General features: G+C 68.1%; 19 protein-coding genes and 2 tRNA genes. 10 read left to right on the forward strand and 11 right to left on the reverse strand.

Annotated elements, in window-relative coordinates; all coding sequences use genetic code 11:
- Positions 1 to 51 precede the first annotated feature (51 nt).
- The 5 genes from rpmG to G6N34_RS19310 all read right to left on the reverse strand — a co-directional run bounded on the left by rpmG (position 52) and on the right by G6N34_RS19310 (position 2,245).
- Positions 52 to 219: a 50S ribosomal protein L33 gene (rpmG, locus tag G6N34_RS19290; protein WP_068250576.1), complete on the reverse strand. Its 168-nt coding sequence runs from the start codon at positions 217 to 219 to the stop codon at positions 52 to 54.
- Between the two features lie 43 nt (positions 220 to 262).
- Positions 263 to 336, reverse strand: a tRNA-Met gene (locus tag G6N34_RS19295).
- Between the two features lie 39 nt (positions 337 to 375).
- A tRNA-Thr gene (locus G6N34_RS19300) sits at positions 376 to 448 on the reverse strand.
- 103 nt (positions 449 to 551) lie between these two features.
- Positions 552 to 1,799, reverse strand: a complete 1,248-nt coding sequence (locus tag G6N34_RS19305) for a globin domain-containing protein (protein WP_085149768.1) — start codon at positions 1,797 to 1,799, stop codon at positions 552 to 554.
- Positions 1,796 to 2,245, reverse strand: a complete 450-nt coding sequence (locus G6N34_RS19310) for an RrF2 family transcriptional regulator (protein WP_085149770.1) — start codon at positions 2,243 to 2,245, stop codon at positions 1,796 to 1,798. Before G6N34_RS19310 ends, G6N34_RS19305 begins: the two co-directional genes overlap by 4 nt.
- A 99-nt stretch (positions 2,246 to 2,344) precedes the next feature.
- On the opposite strand from G6N34_RS19310, the gene G6N34_RS19315 reads away from it, so the two are divergent.
- The 4 genes from G6N34_RS19315 to G6N34_RS19330 all read left to right on the forward strand — a co-directional run bounded on the left by G6N34_RS19315 (position 2,345) and on the right by G6N34_RS19330 (position 5,226).
- Positions 2,345 to 3,061, forward strand: a complete 717-nt coding sequence (locus G6N34_RS19315) for an MBL fold metallo-hydrolase (RefSeq protein ID WP_085149772.1) — start codon at positions 2,345 to 2,347, stop codon at positions 3,059 to 3,061.
- A gap of 77 nt (positions 3,062 to 3,138) precedes the next feature.
- Positions 3,139 to 3,834: a phospholipase effector Tle1 domain-containing protein gene (locus tag G6N34_RS19320; protein WP_085149774.1), complete on the forward strand. Its 696-nt coding sequence runs from the start codon at positions 3,139 to 3,141 to the stop codon at positions 3,832 to 3,834.
- 75 nt (positions 3,835 to 3,909) lie between these two features.
- Positions 3,910 to 4,608: a crotonase/enoyl-CoA hydratase family protein gene (locus G6N34_RS19325; RefSeq protein WP_085149775.1), complete on the forward strand. Its 699-nt coding sequence runs from the start codon at positions 3,910 to 3,912 to the stop codon at positions 4,606 to 4,608.
- 9 nt (positions 4,609 to 4,617) lie between these two features.
- Positions 4,618 to 5,226, forward strand: coding sequence for a TetR/AcrR family transcriptional regulator (locus tag G6N34_RS19330; RefSeq protein WP_085149777.1), 609 nt, complete (start codon positions 4,618 to 4,620; stop codon positions 5,224 to 5,226).
- A gap of 72 nt (positions 5,227 to 5,298) precedes the next feature.
- Here the strand turns inward: G6N34_RS19330 and G6N34_RS19335 are convergent, their stop codons facing one another.
- The gene (locus tag G6N34_RS19335; protein WP_085149779.1) at positions 5,299 to 5,769 is read right to left on the reverse strand and encodes a carboxymuconolactone decarboxylase family protein; all 471 of its coding nucleotides are present in this window, start codon (positions 5,767 to 5,769) and stop codon (positions 5,299 to 5,301) included.
- A 53-nt stretch (positions 5,770 to 5,822) separates the two neighbouring features.
- On the opposite strand from G6N34_RS19335, the gene G6N34_RS19340 reads away from it, so the two are divergent.
- Both G6N34_RS19340 and G6N34_RS19345 read left to right on the forward strand, forming a co-directional pair.
- On the forward strand, positions 5,823 to 6,806 hold the full coding sequence (locus G6N34_RS19340; protein WP_085149781.1) for a pirin family protein: 984 nt from the start codon (positions 5,823 to 5,825) through the stop codon (positions 6,804 to 6,806).
- Entirely contained in the window at positions 6,803 to 7,132 is a 330-nt protein-coding gene (locus G6N34_RS19345) for a GNAT family N-acetyltransferase (RefSeq protein ID WP_085149783.1), read from the forward strand. The genes G6N34_RS19340 and G6N34_RS19345 overlap by 4 nt, the downstream gene beginning before the upstream one ends.
- A 4-nt stretch (positions 7,133 to 7,136) precedes the next feature.
- On the opposite strand, the gene G6N34_RS19350 is transcribed toward G6N34_RS19345, so the two are convergent.
- Together G6N34_RS19350 and usfY are read right to left on the reverse strand one after the other, a co-directional pair.
- The gene (locus G6N34_RS19350; protein WP_085149785.1) at positions 7,137 to 7,361 is read right to left on the reverse strand and encodes a hypothetical protein; all 225 of its coding nucleotides are present in this window, start codon (positions 7,359 to 7,361) and stop codon (positions 7,137 to 7,139) included.
- 248 nt (positions 7,362 to 7,609) lie between these two features.
- A complete protein-coding gene (gene usfY, locus G6N34_RS19355) occupies positions 7,610 to 7,927 on the reverse strand; it encodes a protein UsfY (protein ID WP_085149787.1) in 318 nt (105 codons plus the stop codon).
- Between the two features lie 115 nt (positions 7,928 to 8,042).
- On the opposite strand from usfY, the gene G6N34_RS28510 reads away from it, so the two are divergent.
- Positions 8,043 to 8,261: a hypothetical protein gene (locus G6N34_RS28510; protein WP_165763626.1), complete on the forward strand. Its 219-nt coding sequence runs from the start codon at positions 8,043 to 8,045 to the stop codon at positions 8,259 to 8,261.
- Positions 8,262 to 8,268: 7 nt separating this feature from the next.
- A complete protein-coding gene (locus tag G6N34_RS19365) occupies positions 8,269 to 9,369 on the forward strand; it encodes a DUF2855 family protein (RefSeq protein ID WP_234812760.1) in 1,101 nt (366 codons plus the stop codon).
- Between the two features lie 4 nt (positions 9,370 to 9,373).
- Here the strand turns inward: G6N34_RS19365 and G6N34_RS19370 are convergent, their stop codons facing one another.
- Positions 9,374 to 10,126, reverse strand: coding sequence for an O-methyltransferase (locus G6N34_RS19370; RefSeq protein WP_085149791.1), 753 nt, complete (start codon positions 10,124 to 10,126; stop codon positions 9,374 to 9,376).
- Between the two features lie 126 nt (positions 10,127 to 10,252).
- Between G6N34_RS19370 and G6N34_RS19375 the strand changes: the two genes are divergently transcribed.
- Positions 10,253 to 11,038, forward strand: a complete 786-nt coding sequence (locus G6N34_RS19375; protein ID WP_179965777.1) for a methyltransferase family protein — start codon at positions 10,253 to 10,255, stop codon at positions 11,036 to 11,038.
- Here G6N34_RS19375 and G6N34_RS19380 read toward each other — a convergent pair.
- A complete protein-coding gene (locus tag G6N34_RS19380; RefSeq protein ID WP_085149793.1) occupies positions 10,968 to 11,906 on the reverse strand; it encodes a membrane protease subunit, stomatin/prohibitin in 939 nt (312 codons plus the stop codon). The two genes, G6N34_RS19375 and G6N34_RS19380, sit on opposite strands and share 71 nt — an antisense overlap.
- Positions 11,903 to 13,375, reverse strand: coding sequence for a PE-PPE domain-containing protein (locus G6N34_RS19385; RefSeq protein WP_234812761.1), 1,473 nt, complete (start codon positions 13,373 to 13,375; stop codon positions 11,903 to 11,905). The genes G6N34_RS19380 and G6N34_RS19385 overlap by 4 nt, the downstream gene beginning before the upstream one ends.
- A 93-nt stretch (positions 13,376 to 13,468) precedes the next feature.
- Between G6N34_RS19385 and G6N34_RS19390 the strand changes: the two genes are divergently transcribed.
- On the forward strand, positions 13,469 to 13,702 hold the full coding sequence (locus G6N34_RS19390; protein WP_407663239.1) for a hypothetical protein: 234 nt from the start codon (positions 13,469 to 13,471) through the stop codon (positions 13,700 to 13,702).
- Positions 13,703 to 13,718 lie beyond the last annotated feature (16 nt).

Genomic DNA, 13,718 nt, shown 5'->3' on the forward strand with positions numbered 1-13,718 from the left:
GTCAACCTCGGCAGACCAACGTCTGCGCAACACGGGCGTCGCGAGAGCGGGTCAGCGCGATTCGCGGTGCGCCTGGTGCTTGCCGCAGTTCGGGCAGAACTTCTTCAGTTCCAACCGGTCAGGGTCGTTACGGCGGTTCTTCTTGGTGATGTAGTTGCGGTGCTTGCACACCTCGCAGGCCAAAGTGATCTTGGGCCGGACATCGGTACTGGAGGCCACGTCAGTCGTCCTTCTTCTTCGCGTTCTGCGCGCTTATGTCTTGTAGCGGTGGGGGGACTCGATCCCCCGACCTCACGATTATGAGTCGTGCGCTCTAACCAGCTGAGCTACACCGCCCCGGATCGACGCGGCCGGTGCCCCGCCCGGCGTCCACCGAGCCCCCTAACGGAATCGAACCGTTGACCTTTTCCTTACCATGGAAACGCTCTGCCGACTGAGCTAAGGGGGCGGTACCTACTTCAGACCCACGCCTCTCGGGTGGGCCTTAAAGAGGGTACAGTCTGCGGCTTTTCAACACCAAACCGCAGGTCAAACGCGCCTTTTTCGCCACTTCAGGCCAGCAGCCAGTCATTCGGGCTGAAAAGTTCGCAGTGCACACGGTGCCCCGCGACCCCGGAATCGGTCAGTTGGGTGCGCACGTTCGACACGAACGCGTTGCCGCCGCAGAGGTAGATCTCGGCACCGTCGGGCACTCCCCGGGTCACGTCGGCCAGGTTCAGCAGGCCCGCGTGGACGCCGGGGCGCCCGCCGGTCAGGCCGTCCTCGTACCAGACGTCGAGGGTCGCCCCCGGCAGTTGCGCGACCAGTTCACTCTGGCGCTCCCGCAACGCGTGCTGCCCGTCGCCGCGGTCGGCGTGCAGGACGGTCACCGCGGTGTCCGAACCCTGCGCGACGAGCGCTTCGAGGATGCCGATCATCGGCGTGATGCCGATGCCCGCCGAGATCAGGACCAGCGGGGCGTCGACGGATCCCGGCACGGGCAGATCGCCGAAGGGCACCGTGACGTCGACCAGGTCGCCGACGCACACGTTGTCGCGGATCCAGGTGGACACCTCGCCGGCGGGCGCATCGCCGACGGCGTCGACGGGTCGGACCGCGAACGTCAGGTCGCCCTGCGCCGGCGCGTTGATCAGGCTGTACTGCCGCAGTTGGCGCGCGCCGTCAGCCATCGTCACGCCGACCGAGACGTACTGGCCGGGCGCGAACGCGTCGATGCCGCCAGACAGGGGACGGACCGTGATGAGCACCGCGCCCGAGGGGTCGGCGACCCGCGCCACCACACGGGCGCGCCGGTAGACGTCGCCGTCGGCCACACCAGCCTGCGCGTAGAGGCCACTCTCGAGTGCGATCAGGGTGTCGGCCATCAGCCAGTACACCCGGTCCCACGCGGCGGCCACCTCGGCCGTCACGGTCTCCTCGCCCAGGACCGCCACGATGGCCGCGAACAGGTTGTCGTGCACCACCGGGTACTGCTCGGCGGTCACCCCCAGCGACGCATGCTTGTGTCCGATCCGCGACAGCAGTTCGGCGGGGTGAGGCAGGTCGGGATCCACCAGGTGGGTCGCGAACGTCGCGATCGAAGCCGCCAGAGCCCGCTGCTGGGCGCCCTGAGCCTGGTTGCCCCGGTTGAACAGATTCCGAAGCAGCTCAGGGTGATTGGAGAACAGGCGCCGATAGAACTCACTCGTGATCTCGTCGATGTGCGCGCCGATGAGCGGCAGGGTCGCCTTGACGATTTCGGCGTGGTGGGGTTCGAGTTCGTCGCGGACTGCGGCCGATTCCCCGGCGGTGACGGTCATGGGTGGTGCCTCTCTGTGGACAGTTGCAGAACAACCGGCAGGCGGGAGCCGCCGGCGAGATCGGTGACGGTGTAGCGGTCCAGTTCGCGGTAGAAGGCCTCCTTGGCCTCAGCCAGCGCGCGGCGCAGGCGGCAGCCCGCGACCAGCGGGCAGGGCCGCTCGCCCGCGCAGTCGATGACTTCGCGGTCGCCCTCGAGGTGGCGCACGAGCCAGCCGATGGAGGCGGTGCGGCCCGCCTCGGTCAGCTCCAGCCCCCCGACGCGACCGCGCCGCGCGTTCACCATGCCCAACTCGGAAAGGCGCGAGACCGCCTTGGCGATGTGGTGCTCGGACGCGCCGGCACCCCCCGCGATCGTGCGGGTGGTGACGCGTCGGCCGTCGGCCTCACCCGCGGCCAGGAGCATCATCGCCCGCAGGCCGAGATCGGTGAACCGGGTCAACTGCATGGGGTGAACCTATAAATTCCGCATCGTGGATGCGACTTTTTCGGCTGTGGAGTCAAACACCCCATGAAGTGCGGTTTTTTGACCTGCAATGATGACCCCATGGCTAATGACGACCGCCTCTACTTTCGGCAACTGCTCTCCGGCCGCGACTTCGCGGCGGGTGACCCGATCGCGACCCAGATGCGCAACTTCTCGTACCTGATCGGCGACCGCGAGACCGGGGACTGCGTCGTGGTCGACCCCGCCTACGCCGCGGGCGACCTCCGCGACATCGCACAGGCCGACGGCATGCAGTTGTCCGGCGTGCTGGTGACCCACCACCACCCCGACCATGTCGGCGGAACCATGATGGGTTTCACCCTCAAGGGCCTGGCCGAGCTCATGGAATTGCAGAGCGTGCCCATCCACGTCAACACCCATGAGGCGGAATGGGTTTCGCGGATCACCGAGATCCCACTCTCCGATCTGACCGCCCACGAGCACGGTGACAGGGTCAGCGTCGGCGCCATCGAGATCGAACTCCTGCACACCCCCGGCCACACCCCGGGCAGCCAGTGCTTCCTGCTCGACGGCCGTCTCGTGGCCGGCGACACGCTGTTCCTCGACGGCTGCGGGCGCACCGACTTCCCCGGCGGCAACGTCGACGAGATGTTCCGCAGCCTGCAGCAGTTGGCCGGCCTGCCCGGCGACCCGACAGTGTTCCCCGGGCACTGGTACTCGGCCGAGCCGAGCGCACCCCTGGAGGAGGTCAAGCGCAGCAATTACGTCTACCGCGCGTCGAACCTCGACCAGTGGCGCATGCTCATGGGCGGCTGACCGGCAACAGGTAGCCGACTACGCGCGATTTCGACACCCGCCCCGACGACTGTGGGCGCCATGGTCCACATCGCGATGTGCTTCGACGACGCGGCCCGCGACGCAGGCGGCAACGTCGCCGCGCTGGTCCGTCTGCTCGACATCGATCACCAGCTGGTCTGGCACGGGCCGGCGCACGCCGCGGCGCGCGGCCCCCGGTTCCGGTGCATTTCCTGGGGCTCTGGGACGGACTCGAATCCCCTGCCGGACAGCAGGATTCCCCGTTCACCGGCCTGGACAACGTCCTCTGCGGCCGGCATGCCGTGGCCATCGACGAACGCCGGGCTGGCATCGAGGTTCGCTCACCCCGCATCGACGAGGTGTGGTTCCGCGGAACCCACGCCGACGTGGTGGGCGCCCGCGGGGCGGATTCGGAGTGCAACCGCGCCGCGCGGGAGTGGGTGCTGGCCGGCGCGTGGGCCGTCGGCCTCGCCCATCGCAGTGACGCCGCACCGCCGGTCCTGACACCGTGCGATACGAGGGCCTCCGATCGTCGAACCCCTGCGATGAGTCTGCTCGCGGGGGTGCGGCTGTCCATGCGCCGCCGGACGATCCCGGACGGCGCGCAGGTGCACCGCAGCGTCGAGACCCATCTGCGGGCCGACGACCGGTACTGGCGGCGCCTGCCGCACTGGGTCACCTGGGCCGACCCCGAATCACCGGCGCAGCCTGTGCCGGACGTCGGGACCACCCTCGGAACCACTGCCACAGTGGAGGCGGCCAGGGCCTCTTGACGTTTCGTAACAATGTTACGTAACGTCGGTCCCACCGCTCCGCACAAGCGCGCGGGGCCGATTCGAGGAGCATTGATGAGCGGTCCGGTCACCTATCGCCACGACGATTCCATTGCGGTCATCACCCTCGACGACGGCAAGGTCAACGCACTGGGACTCACGATGCAGGCCGCGATCAACGATGCCCTGGACAACGCCGAGCGCGACGACGTCGGCGCCGTCGTGATCGCGGGCAACGACAAGGTGCTCAGCGGCGGGTTCGACCTGAAGGTCTTCCAGTCCGGAGACGCCGAGGCCGCAGTCGCGATGCTCAAGGGCGGGTTCGAACTCTCGCACCGCCTGCTGTCCTTCCCCACGCCCGTCGTGATGGCCTGCACCGGGCACGCGATCGCCATGGGCGCGTTCTTGTTGAGCAGCGGCGATCACCGGATCGCCGCCCCGGGCTACAACATCCAGGCCAACGAGGTCGCCATCGGCATGGTGCTGCCGTATGCCGCACTCGAGATCATGAAGCTGCGGCTGACACCCTCGGCGTACCAGCAGTCCGCAGGCCTGGCCAAGGTGTTCTTCGGCGAGTCGGCCCAGGCGGCGGGGTACATCGACGAGATCGTCCTCGCCGAAACCGTTCTGGAGCGCGCCGAGACCGTTGCGCGGGAGTTCGCCAACCTGAACCAGCGGGCCCACCACGCCTGCAAGATGCGCGCCCGCGAAGCGGCACTGGCCGGCATCCGCGCCGGAATCGAGAATATGGCGGCCGAACTCGGGCTGGCCTGATCCGCGACCATGGCCAGGCCCAAGCAGCGCACACCCCAGCTGCGGGACCGGGTCCTCGCGACCGCGGTCGACGTGCTCAGCCACGACGGCGTGTCCGGCTTCACCACACGCCGCGTCGCCGAGCGCGCCGGCACGTCGGTGCCCGCGGTCTATGAGCTGTTCACCGACAAGGCCGGCCTGGTCGAAGCCGTGTATTTCGAGGGCTTCCGGCGGCTGGGCCGGGCGCTGGCGCAGGTGCCCGAGACCGACTCACCGCTGACCGATCTCGAGCAGCTGATCCCGGTGTTCCGCCGGTTCTGCCTGGACCACCCGGCGCTGGCCCGGGTGATGTTCTCGCGCCCCCTCCAGGACTTCGACCCCACCCCGGCCGATCTCGGCGTCGGCCAGCCGACGGTGCGCGATGTCCTGCTGGCCAAGGTGCGCCGGTGCGTCGAGACCGGCGCGCTGCGAGGCGATCCCGTCGACATCGCGCACGTCCTGCTGGCGCTCGCGCAGGGCCTGGCCGTCCAGGAGGGCGGACGCTGGCTCGGCGGTTCCGAGGAGTCTGTCGACCGGCGATGGCGGGTGGGGGTGCAGGGACTGCTGCGGGGGTTCGCGCCCCAGCTCAGGTGCCCGTGAGATCCCGTGCCCGCCCTGTTTCCGCCCAAAGGCAGCCTTCGGCGCATCCGTGGGCCGCGCTGACCCCGCCGGTCACTCTTCGGGCCGCACGACGTGCCCGCTCATCACCGACACCCGGTTGAACGCGTTGATGGCGGTGGCCACCCAGACCACCGCGGACAGCTCGTCGGGAGTCAAAGCCATTGCTGCGCGCGCGTATTCGCGATCGAGAGTGTCGCGGTCGGGCAGCGTCGTGGTGACCTCGGCGAGTCGCAGCGCGGCCTGCTCACGCTCGTCGAACAGTTCGGTGTCGCGCCACACCGACACGGTGGCCAACTGCTTGTCGGAGACTCCGGCGGCGCTCGCGCGCCGGTGATGGATCTCCAGACAGGACGCACAGCCGTTCAGCTGGGACACCCGGATATTGACCAACTCGACCAGGCTGCGCGGCAGGCCCGCCTCCTTGGCCACGGTCGACACGGTGTTGGCGACGCCGACCAGGGCCTTGTAGGCCGTCGGCGACTGCTTGTCGATGTGGATGTGCTCGATGCGCTCGGTGTCCATCCTCGGCCTTCGTCGGCGAGTAGTGTCGATTTCGATCGTAGGTGAGGAGTCAGGTGAGCAATCTCGAGACCGCGCCGGTCGAATTCGATTGCGCAGCCACTCCGTCCGCCACCGTCGAGATTCTGCAGCCACGCGATGTACCGCTGGGCGGGCCACGGGCCATGCGGGTGCAGCGCACCCTGCCGCAGCGGCAACGCTCCCTGATCGGCGCCTGGTGCTTCGCTGACCACTACGGCCCCGAGGACGTCCGGTCACGGCCGGGGATGGACGTCGCGCCGCACCCACACACGGGGCTGTCGACGGTCAGTTGGCTGTTCAGCGGTGAGATCGAGCACCGGGACTCCGCGGGCGTGCATGCCATGGTCCGCCCCGGTGAACTGAACCTGATGACTGCGGGTGCGGGGATCTGCCATTCGGAGGTTTCGACACCGAACACGACGTTCCTGCACGGACTTCAGCTGTGGGTGGCGCTGCCCGATCAGGCCCGGCACGGCCCCCGCGACTTCCATCATCATGTCCCGCCTCCGGTCGATCACGAGGGCGCCACGATCCGTGTGTTCCTGGGCGAACTGGCGGGCTCGCGTTCGCCGGTCCCGACCGCCACGGCGCTGCTGGGCGCCCAACTCAACCTGCCGAGTGGGTCCAGCGTGCAGTTGCGCGTCGACCCGGACTTCGAGCACGGCGTCATCGTCGACAGCGGCACGTGCGAGGTTGCCGGCGCCCGCGTGCGGCCCCGCGAACTGGCGTATCAGGGCCCGGGCCAGCAGGTCCTGACGCTGGCCACCGTCGGCGACGAACCGGTCCGCGCGGTGCTGCTCGGCGGCGAACCGTTCACCGAGGATCTGCTCATGTGGTGGAACTTCGTCGGCCGCACCCACGACGAGATCGTCGAGTATCGCGCCCAGTGGCAGGCCGAGTCCGACCGATTCGGCCGCGTCGAGGGCTACACCGGCCCGCTGGCCCGAATTCCCGCACCACCCCTGCCCGGCACCCGACTTCGACCTCGCACTCCCACAATCCGAAAGGACTCGCCATGACCCTGGTGGACAAGACCGGAGCCCCCGTCACCGTCACGAAGGAAGCCGACCGCTATCTCGTCGGCGTGGAGGGCCAGGACGTCGGACTCGCGCAGTTCGCCGAGCGCGACGGTCAGCGGGTGTTCTTCCACACCGAGGTCGACGAGGCGTTCGGCGGGCGCGGACTGGCGACGGTCCTGATTGGGGAAGCGCTGGCGGCGACGCGCGCCGACGGGAAACGGATCGTGGCGGTGTGCCCGATGGTGGCGGCCTACGTCGGCAAGCACCACGAGTTCGACGACATCACCGATCCGGCGACGCCGGAGATCCTGCAGTCTCTGCAGTAGCGGGTCAACAGCCGACGCGGCAGAAGAAGGCTCCGGCGATCAGACCGATGGCGATCGCCAGGGCGGGCTGACCACTGGACACTGCCATGGCCACACCCGTGACCGCAGCGATGCCGATGAAGAACAGAAGAATCCCCATCAGGACCCGGACTCCGCTGATGGATCCCCCAGCGGCGTGCGGAACCACCTTCTTCGACTGACCCAGTGGGCCGTCGTTGAGTCCGACCATTGCGATCCCTTCCGTTATGGCGTGGAACACAGTGTAGGACATTTTGTGCCGTAGACCACACTGACACCCGCATTGCTGAATGTAAGCCCAACTAACGTGTTTGCGCAGGTTGATGAGGGTGACTAAGCAACTCATTGCCTTGCTGAAACGATCCGGCTCGGAGCGGCCGGGCCCGCGCGCTGCCCACGAAGCGAAGCGGCATTCACCCGCCCGTCGGCGGGCGGCCGGCGGGTTCCTCGGAGTCCGCGTTACGCGGCGCGCACGTGCGACACGGGGTCGGCGGTCGGATGCTCAGCCATCCACCGCCGCTCGACGCGCTTGACTCGCTGATGCTCCAAGGTGACCAAACCCGCCCCCGCGGTGACGAGGGCCCCGGCGATCAGCGCCAGGATCAGCGTCAACTCGCGGTTGCCGTACGCCGTCGCGGCGATCGTGCCCGCGATCAGCGCGGTCCCCAGGCCGATGAGCAGCAGGCCGGGCAGCCACAGAGTGTCGATGAACGACTCACCGGCATGCGGTTGGGTGGTTCGGGCGTGATCGACGGGGTCGTGAAACGCACCCTTCATCGCCCCTCCCTTCCTCGCAGAGACCCCTCCAGGCTACGCCGATTGTGATACATGCCACAGCCCGCGGTTGCTCGAGGTGCGAGGATCTGACCGTAGCGACGAAGGAGTCGAATACATGGCGGTCAGCAATCCGTGGCGGTACCCGCCCGGCGTTCCGCGTTGTGATCCGCCAAGGGCCGAAGGCCGGTTTCACTCGATCGTCTCGCTCGACGACGCTGCGGCCGCATCGAACCATCTGCCCGATGTCGAACTTCTTCTCATGCCCGACGAGAGCCACCTCGGCGGTTTCGCGGCCGCCGACGACGTCCTGTCCTTCATCCACTCGCAACTGTGAGGCCTCAGTGACCAAACGATTCGAAGTCCAGCGCAACGCCATCCGCGAGACACGCTGGGCCGAAACACCTTCCGCGTCACTTGAGGACGGTCAGGTCCGCCTGCACGTCGACGCGTTCGCGCTGACGTCCAACAACATCACCTATGCGGCGATGGGCGATGCGCTGAACTACTGGGCTTTCTACCCGACCGGCGATCCCACCACGGGCTGCGTCCCGGTCTGGGGATTCGCCGACGTCGTCGAATCCCACTGCGGCGGAGTCGAACCCGGCGAGCGGTTCTACGGGTACTGGCCGATCGCGGACGAGGTCGTGTTGGCCCCGACCGACGTCGGCCCCGGCGGCTTTTCCGAAAGCTCTCCGCATCGTCGCGAACTGCCCCCGTTCTACAACCGGTACGTGCGCTGCAGCGCCGACCCCGGCTACTCAGCCGACGGCGAGGCGCAACAGGCACTGCTGCGCGGGCAATTCGGTACGGGGTTCCTGCTCGACGACTTCTTCGCCGACAGCGATTTCTTCGGCGCTCGGACCGTGGTGTTGTCCAGCGCCTCAAGCAAGACCGCTTACGGCGCCGCGTTCTGCCTTGCGCAGCGCAGGGATTCGGCCGTCGGGGTTCGCGTCATCGGCCTGACGTCGCCGGGCAACCTGGACTTCGTCACCTCACTGGGCTGCTACGACCACGCGCTGACCTACGGCGAGGTGGCCACGGCACTGCCCGAGGCGCCCTCGGTGTACATCGACTTCAGCGGCAGTTCCGCGGTGCGGGCCGCGGTGCATGAGCGCCTCGCCGACCGCCTGAAGTACAGCTGCGCGGTCGGTGCCACCCATTGGGACGCTCCTGCCGGCGGCACCGAACCGCTCCCCGGGCCCGCCCCGACGCTCTTCTTCGCCCCGTCTCAGATCGAGAAGCGCATCGCCGACTGGGGCCCAGCGGGTCTGCAGCAGCGCGTCGCGGCCTCGTGGGCCGCCTTCATCGAACCGGTCACGCGAGCCGAGAACCCGTGGCTCACCGTGGTCCGCGGCACCGGGCCCGCGGCCATCGAGGCCACCTACACCGCGCTGCTCGACGGCACCGTGCCGGCGAACGAAGGCCACCTCCTGTCCGTGTAGGCCCCTAGCCGAGATACTGCGACTCCAGCACCAGGTCGGGCAGCATGCTCTGGTACTCCACGTGAGTCCTGTGCTCGGTGGTGTCCCAGCTGTGGCCCTGCTGCCTGCGCATATAGGCGCGGTACTTCGGGGCGCCGGGAATGCGGACGTTGTCGGCCACGACGATCGATCCCGGGTGCAGCCACCCGTGGTCGACGATGCTGTGCAGGTCATCGAGGTAGGCGCTCTTGTCGTGGTCGATGAACACGAAGTCGAGCGCGCCCGGGCCGAAGGGCGGGCTCGCGGCCAGCGCGCCGAGGGTGGACCCGCCGTCACCGATCGACCCGACCACACAGTGCATCCTCGCGTCGACCCCGGCGTGCGCCCAGATCCGACGGGCGATCTCGGCGTTGGCGGCCGACAGTTCCACCGAGTACACCACCGCGTTCGGTGCGGCCCGCGCGATCCGCAACGCGCCGTAGCCGCAGTAGGTGCCCAACTCGAGCGCCAGTCGAGGGTCGGCCCGCCGCACGGCCGCATCGAGCAGCAGCCCCTTCTCGTCGCCGACATTGACCAGAAACGACTGGTGGTAAGCGAATTCGTCGATGGTGGCGAGCACGTCGTCGACGTCACCGGCGCGAGCGTGTCTCTCGACGTACTCCGCGACCGCGGCCTCACGCCCATCACCGACCTGACCACCGCGGTTGATCCGGTTGGCGCCGAGCGCCATTCGCCAGAACGACAGCCGCAACATCGGCACATGGCGTCGCACGTCCATTCCTCCACGGTACGTCGTGTGCCATTGCGGATGCCCCCGTCCGGGACGACACTTGGCCAAGGGGGAACCCACGTCCGGGCTGGGGGGTCAGAGACGGTGGAGTCGCACGGCGATCGAACGCGCGCCATGGTTGCGCTCGCATACGGCGTGGTGTGCCATGCGTGCTTCGGCGCAGGCGTCGCGGCCATGGTGATCGCGATGTACTTCGGCATGAGCCGCAGCCTGGGGTCGGTGTCACCGCCGTGGAACTGGCTGGTCAACGCTGCGCTGCTGGCGCAGTTCCCGGTGGCCCACTCGTTGCTGCTGACCGGCCGAGGCCGCGCGGTGCTGGCCCGGTTGGCGCCGTCGGGCACCGGGCCGACGTTGTCCTCGACCACGTTCGTCGTGATCGCATCGGTGCAGATCCTGGCGCTGTTCGCGCTGTGGTCGCCCACCGGTGTGGTGTGGTGGCGCGCCGGCGGTGTGGTGCTGGTGGCGATGACGGCGCTGTATGCGTGCGCGTGGCTGCTGCTCGGGAAGGCCATGGCCGACGCGGGCCTGGGCCTGCAGACGGGGAGCCTGGGTTGGGTGGCGCTGTGGCGCCATCGCGCGGCGCGCTATCCACCGATGCCCGAGCACGGTTTGTTCCGGCTGACGCGCCAACCGATCTACGTCGCGTTCGCGTTGACACTGTGGACCGTGCCGACGTGGACGCCGGATCAGCTTGCCGTGGCCGTCGTGTTCACCGCGTACTGCGTTGCCGCGCCCCGGTTCAAGGAGGCCCGCTACCGGCGCATGTACGGCGCCGCCTTCACCGAGTACGCCCGTGGGGTGCCCTACTGGCTGCCCCGGTTGCGGATGCTTAACCGCCCTGCGGCACCACGTACGTCGGCTGGTACGGATTCTGACCGGCCTCGATGGCCTGGGCCCTGAGATAGTCCTCGGCGCTCGGGTAGCCGGCGATCTCCGCCTGCTTCTGCAGCGCCTTCTGCCGGGCGAGTTCGGTCTGAGCCTGCGCGGCCGACTTCTCGGCCTCCGCCTTGGCCTTCGCCGCGTTGGCGTCGGCAACGCCCTTGGCCTCGGCCGCCCTGGCGTCGGCGATCGCCTTCTGCTCGGCGATGATCGCCTCCTTGAGACCGGTGTCCAAGGGGTCCGGCTTCATCACCGTCACCTGGAAGTTGGTGAAGAACTCGCGCCCGTCCGTACGGGCCTTCGATGCGCTGGGGAGAGCGTCACGCAGCGCGTTCTGGAACTCGATGCGCACCCTCTCGTCGTTCCAGATCTCGCGCCAGGTGTACTTCTGAGCCACGCTGATCAGCACCTGCTCGGCGGGTTGGCCGATCGCGTACCGCAGCAGGTTCACCCATCCGGTGGTGACCAGACCGTCGTCGTCCAGCCAGCCCTGGTACTTGGTGCCGAAGTCACGATGGAAGTCCATCAGCATGGCGCAGTCGGTGGTGAGGTCGAACGTGATGACCACCGGCACACGGAGTTCGGCCGGGGCCGTCGCGTTGGAGACGACCGTGGTGGCCTCCGCCTCCGAATCAGGACCACCCGTCGCGTCCCAGCTGATCTGCCGCGACGGATAGCGGTAGGCGTCGAAGCCGCCCGGCGGGTTGAACTCCGAGGTCTCCGGGTCGATGCACCCCTCGACCTTGGGGTCGGTGGGAATCAGCAGGTAGTCGTCCACCTTGACCGCCGTCTGCCCCGGCCCCACCTGGGTGGCGCAACTCGACAGAATCAATCCGACGACCACAAGTCCCACCGTTGCCGCGGCGACGACCACGGCCCGGCGTTTCATGACTCGTCACCGCCGGTCTGCGATGCGCTGCCCTCGGACGGGCTCGCCGCCCCGCCGCCAGCCTCAGTGTTCTGGGAACCCTTGCGCGACAGCACCTTCGCGACCCGGTCGGCGATCCTGCTGGTTCGCGGCGCACGGTCGGCCGCGCCGTCCGCGGCGTTGTCGTTGGCGGCGGCGTTGGCGGCGGCGGCGTTTCGGGTGGTGATCCGGTTGCGTGGGCCCAGAGTGGACTTCCACCGCGCCTTCAACTCCGCCGCGGTCTCCCCGGTGTCACTCAGCCCCGAAACCTGGCCTTCGTCATCGGTTTTCGGCTCAGAGGGGAGGTTCGAGGTCGTCGGCGACGGGGTGATGCCGAGGTCCTTCTTCAGGTTGTCGAAGCCCTCACGGATGGCGTCCGGCAGCTTCTTGAGCGCCTTGACCGCCACGTCCGGCGGGGTGAAGAGGCTGGCCGTGATGTAGCGGTCCGGGTTGGCCACCGGGTCGTTGTCGGGGTAGGACGCGTCGACGATGACCTTGAGCGCGGGTTGCAGGAAGTCGGCGACCATATTGCCGAGCTTTCCGCCCCAGTCGCGCAGCGGTTGCAGCATCGGCAGACCGTTGGCCCGATAGGTGACATAGGCGGTGTTGGTGTTGCCCTTCGAGTCCAGTGGCACCTTCGTCACGGTGCCGTCGACCTCGACGATGTAGTGGTAACCCTTCTCCAGGACGGGTTCTCCGGTGATGGGGTCCTTGGCGCCGGGATGTTCCGGATCCTCGGGCAGGCCCGTGAACGCCTGCGATTTGTACCGGTAGGCGTAGGCGATGATCGAGTTGAGCAGCGCCACCACGTTCGTCACATAGGCGGGGGCGCTCGAGTTCCAGGCGTATTCGTAGCCGACGTCGACGATGTCGACGCCCTCGTCGGTGGGCGTCGGCCACGGGTACACCCCGAGGATGGTGAACGGGATGTAGCGCGACCCGTAGCCGCCATTGGGCCGGTTGACGTTGTTGTCCAGGATCCAGCGGGTGTTGAGCACCAGGTCCCGGTCTTCCTGATTGCCGCTGCCCAGCAGCAGGAGCATCGTGACGGTCGCCGCTCCCGAACCGCGTCCGGACGTCAGCACCAGGTCCGGTTCAGCGTCACCGACGTTGTTGCGCAGCGCGGCTTTGAGGTTGTCGGGGTTGACGTTGTAGGGGAACAGCGAGAACTTCGACACCACCCTGTCCCCGCCCTCCGGGACATATTTGGCGTACCAGTCCAGGCCGTAGAACTTGTCGATGCCGTCGGCGTTCCAGTTGGTGGCGCTGCCGTGGGTGATGAGCGCAGTGAGGTCGACACCCCGCGACACCGGCGCCGGCGGGGCCGTCGTCGCGACGGCGCCGACCCCGAGCGCAGTGGTCAGGGCGACGCTGCCGACGAAGGCCGGTACGCACGCACGTCGAAATCCGCCGCTGACCAAGATTGCCTCCCCGAAGATGATCTCGGTCACACCGACCGCTGAGCGAAGTGAAGATATCAGCAGATGGGCGTGGGTGCGGGGTCGATACAGTGACGGGCGTCAGTTCGATACGAAAGGTAGGCGATGGCTGCGATGCCCAAGAAGCGCTGGAGTGAGCTCTCCCCCAAGGCCAAGGTGGCGATTGTCGCGGTGGCGGCCGTCGATGCGGGACTGCGGGCCTGGGCGCTGCGTGACCTCGCTGGCCGGGATGCCGCGCACGTCAACGGACCGAAGTGGGTGTGGGTCGGGGCCCTCGGAACGCTGAGCACCTCCGGCATCGCGCCCGCGGCCTACCTGTTGGTCGGCCGCAGATCCTGATGTTCCGTTGAGCCCG

Origin of the sequence: Mycolicibacterium confluentis (genome assembly GCF_010729895.1) — a bacterium.
Taxonomy (GTDB): domain Bacteria; phylum Actinomycetota; class Actinomycetes; order Mycobacteriales; family Mycobacteriaceae; genus Mycobacterium; species Mycobacterium confluentis.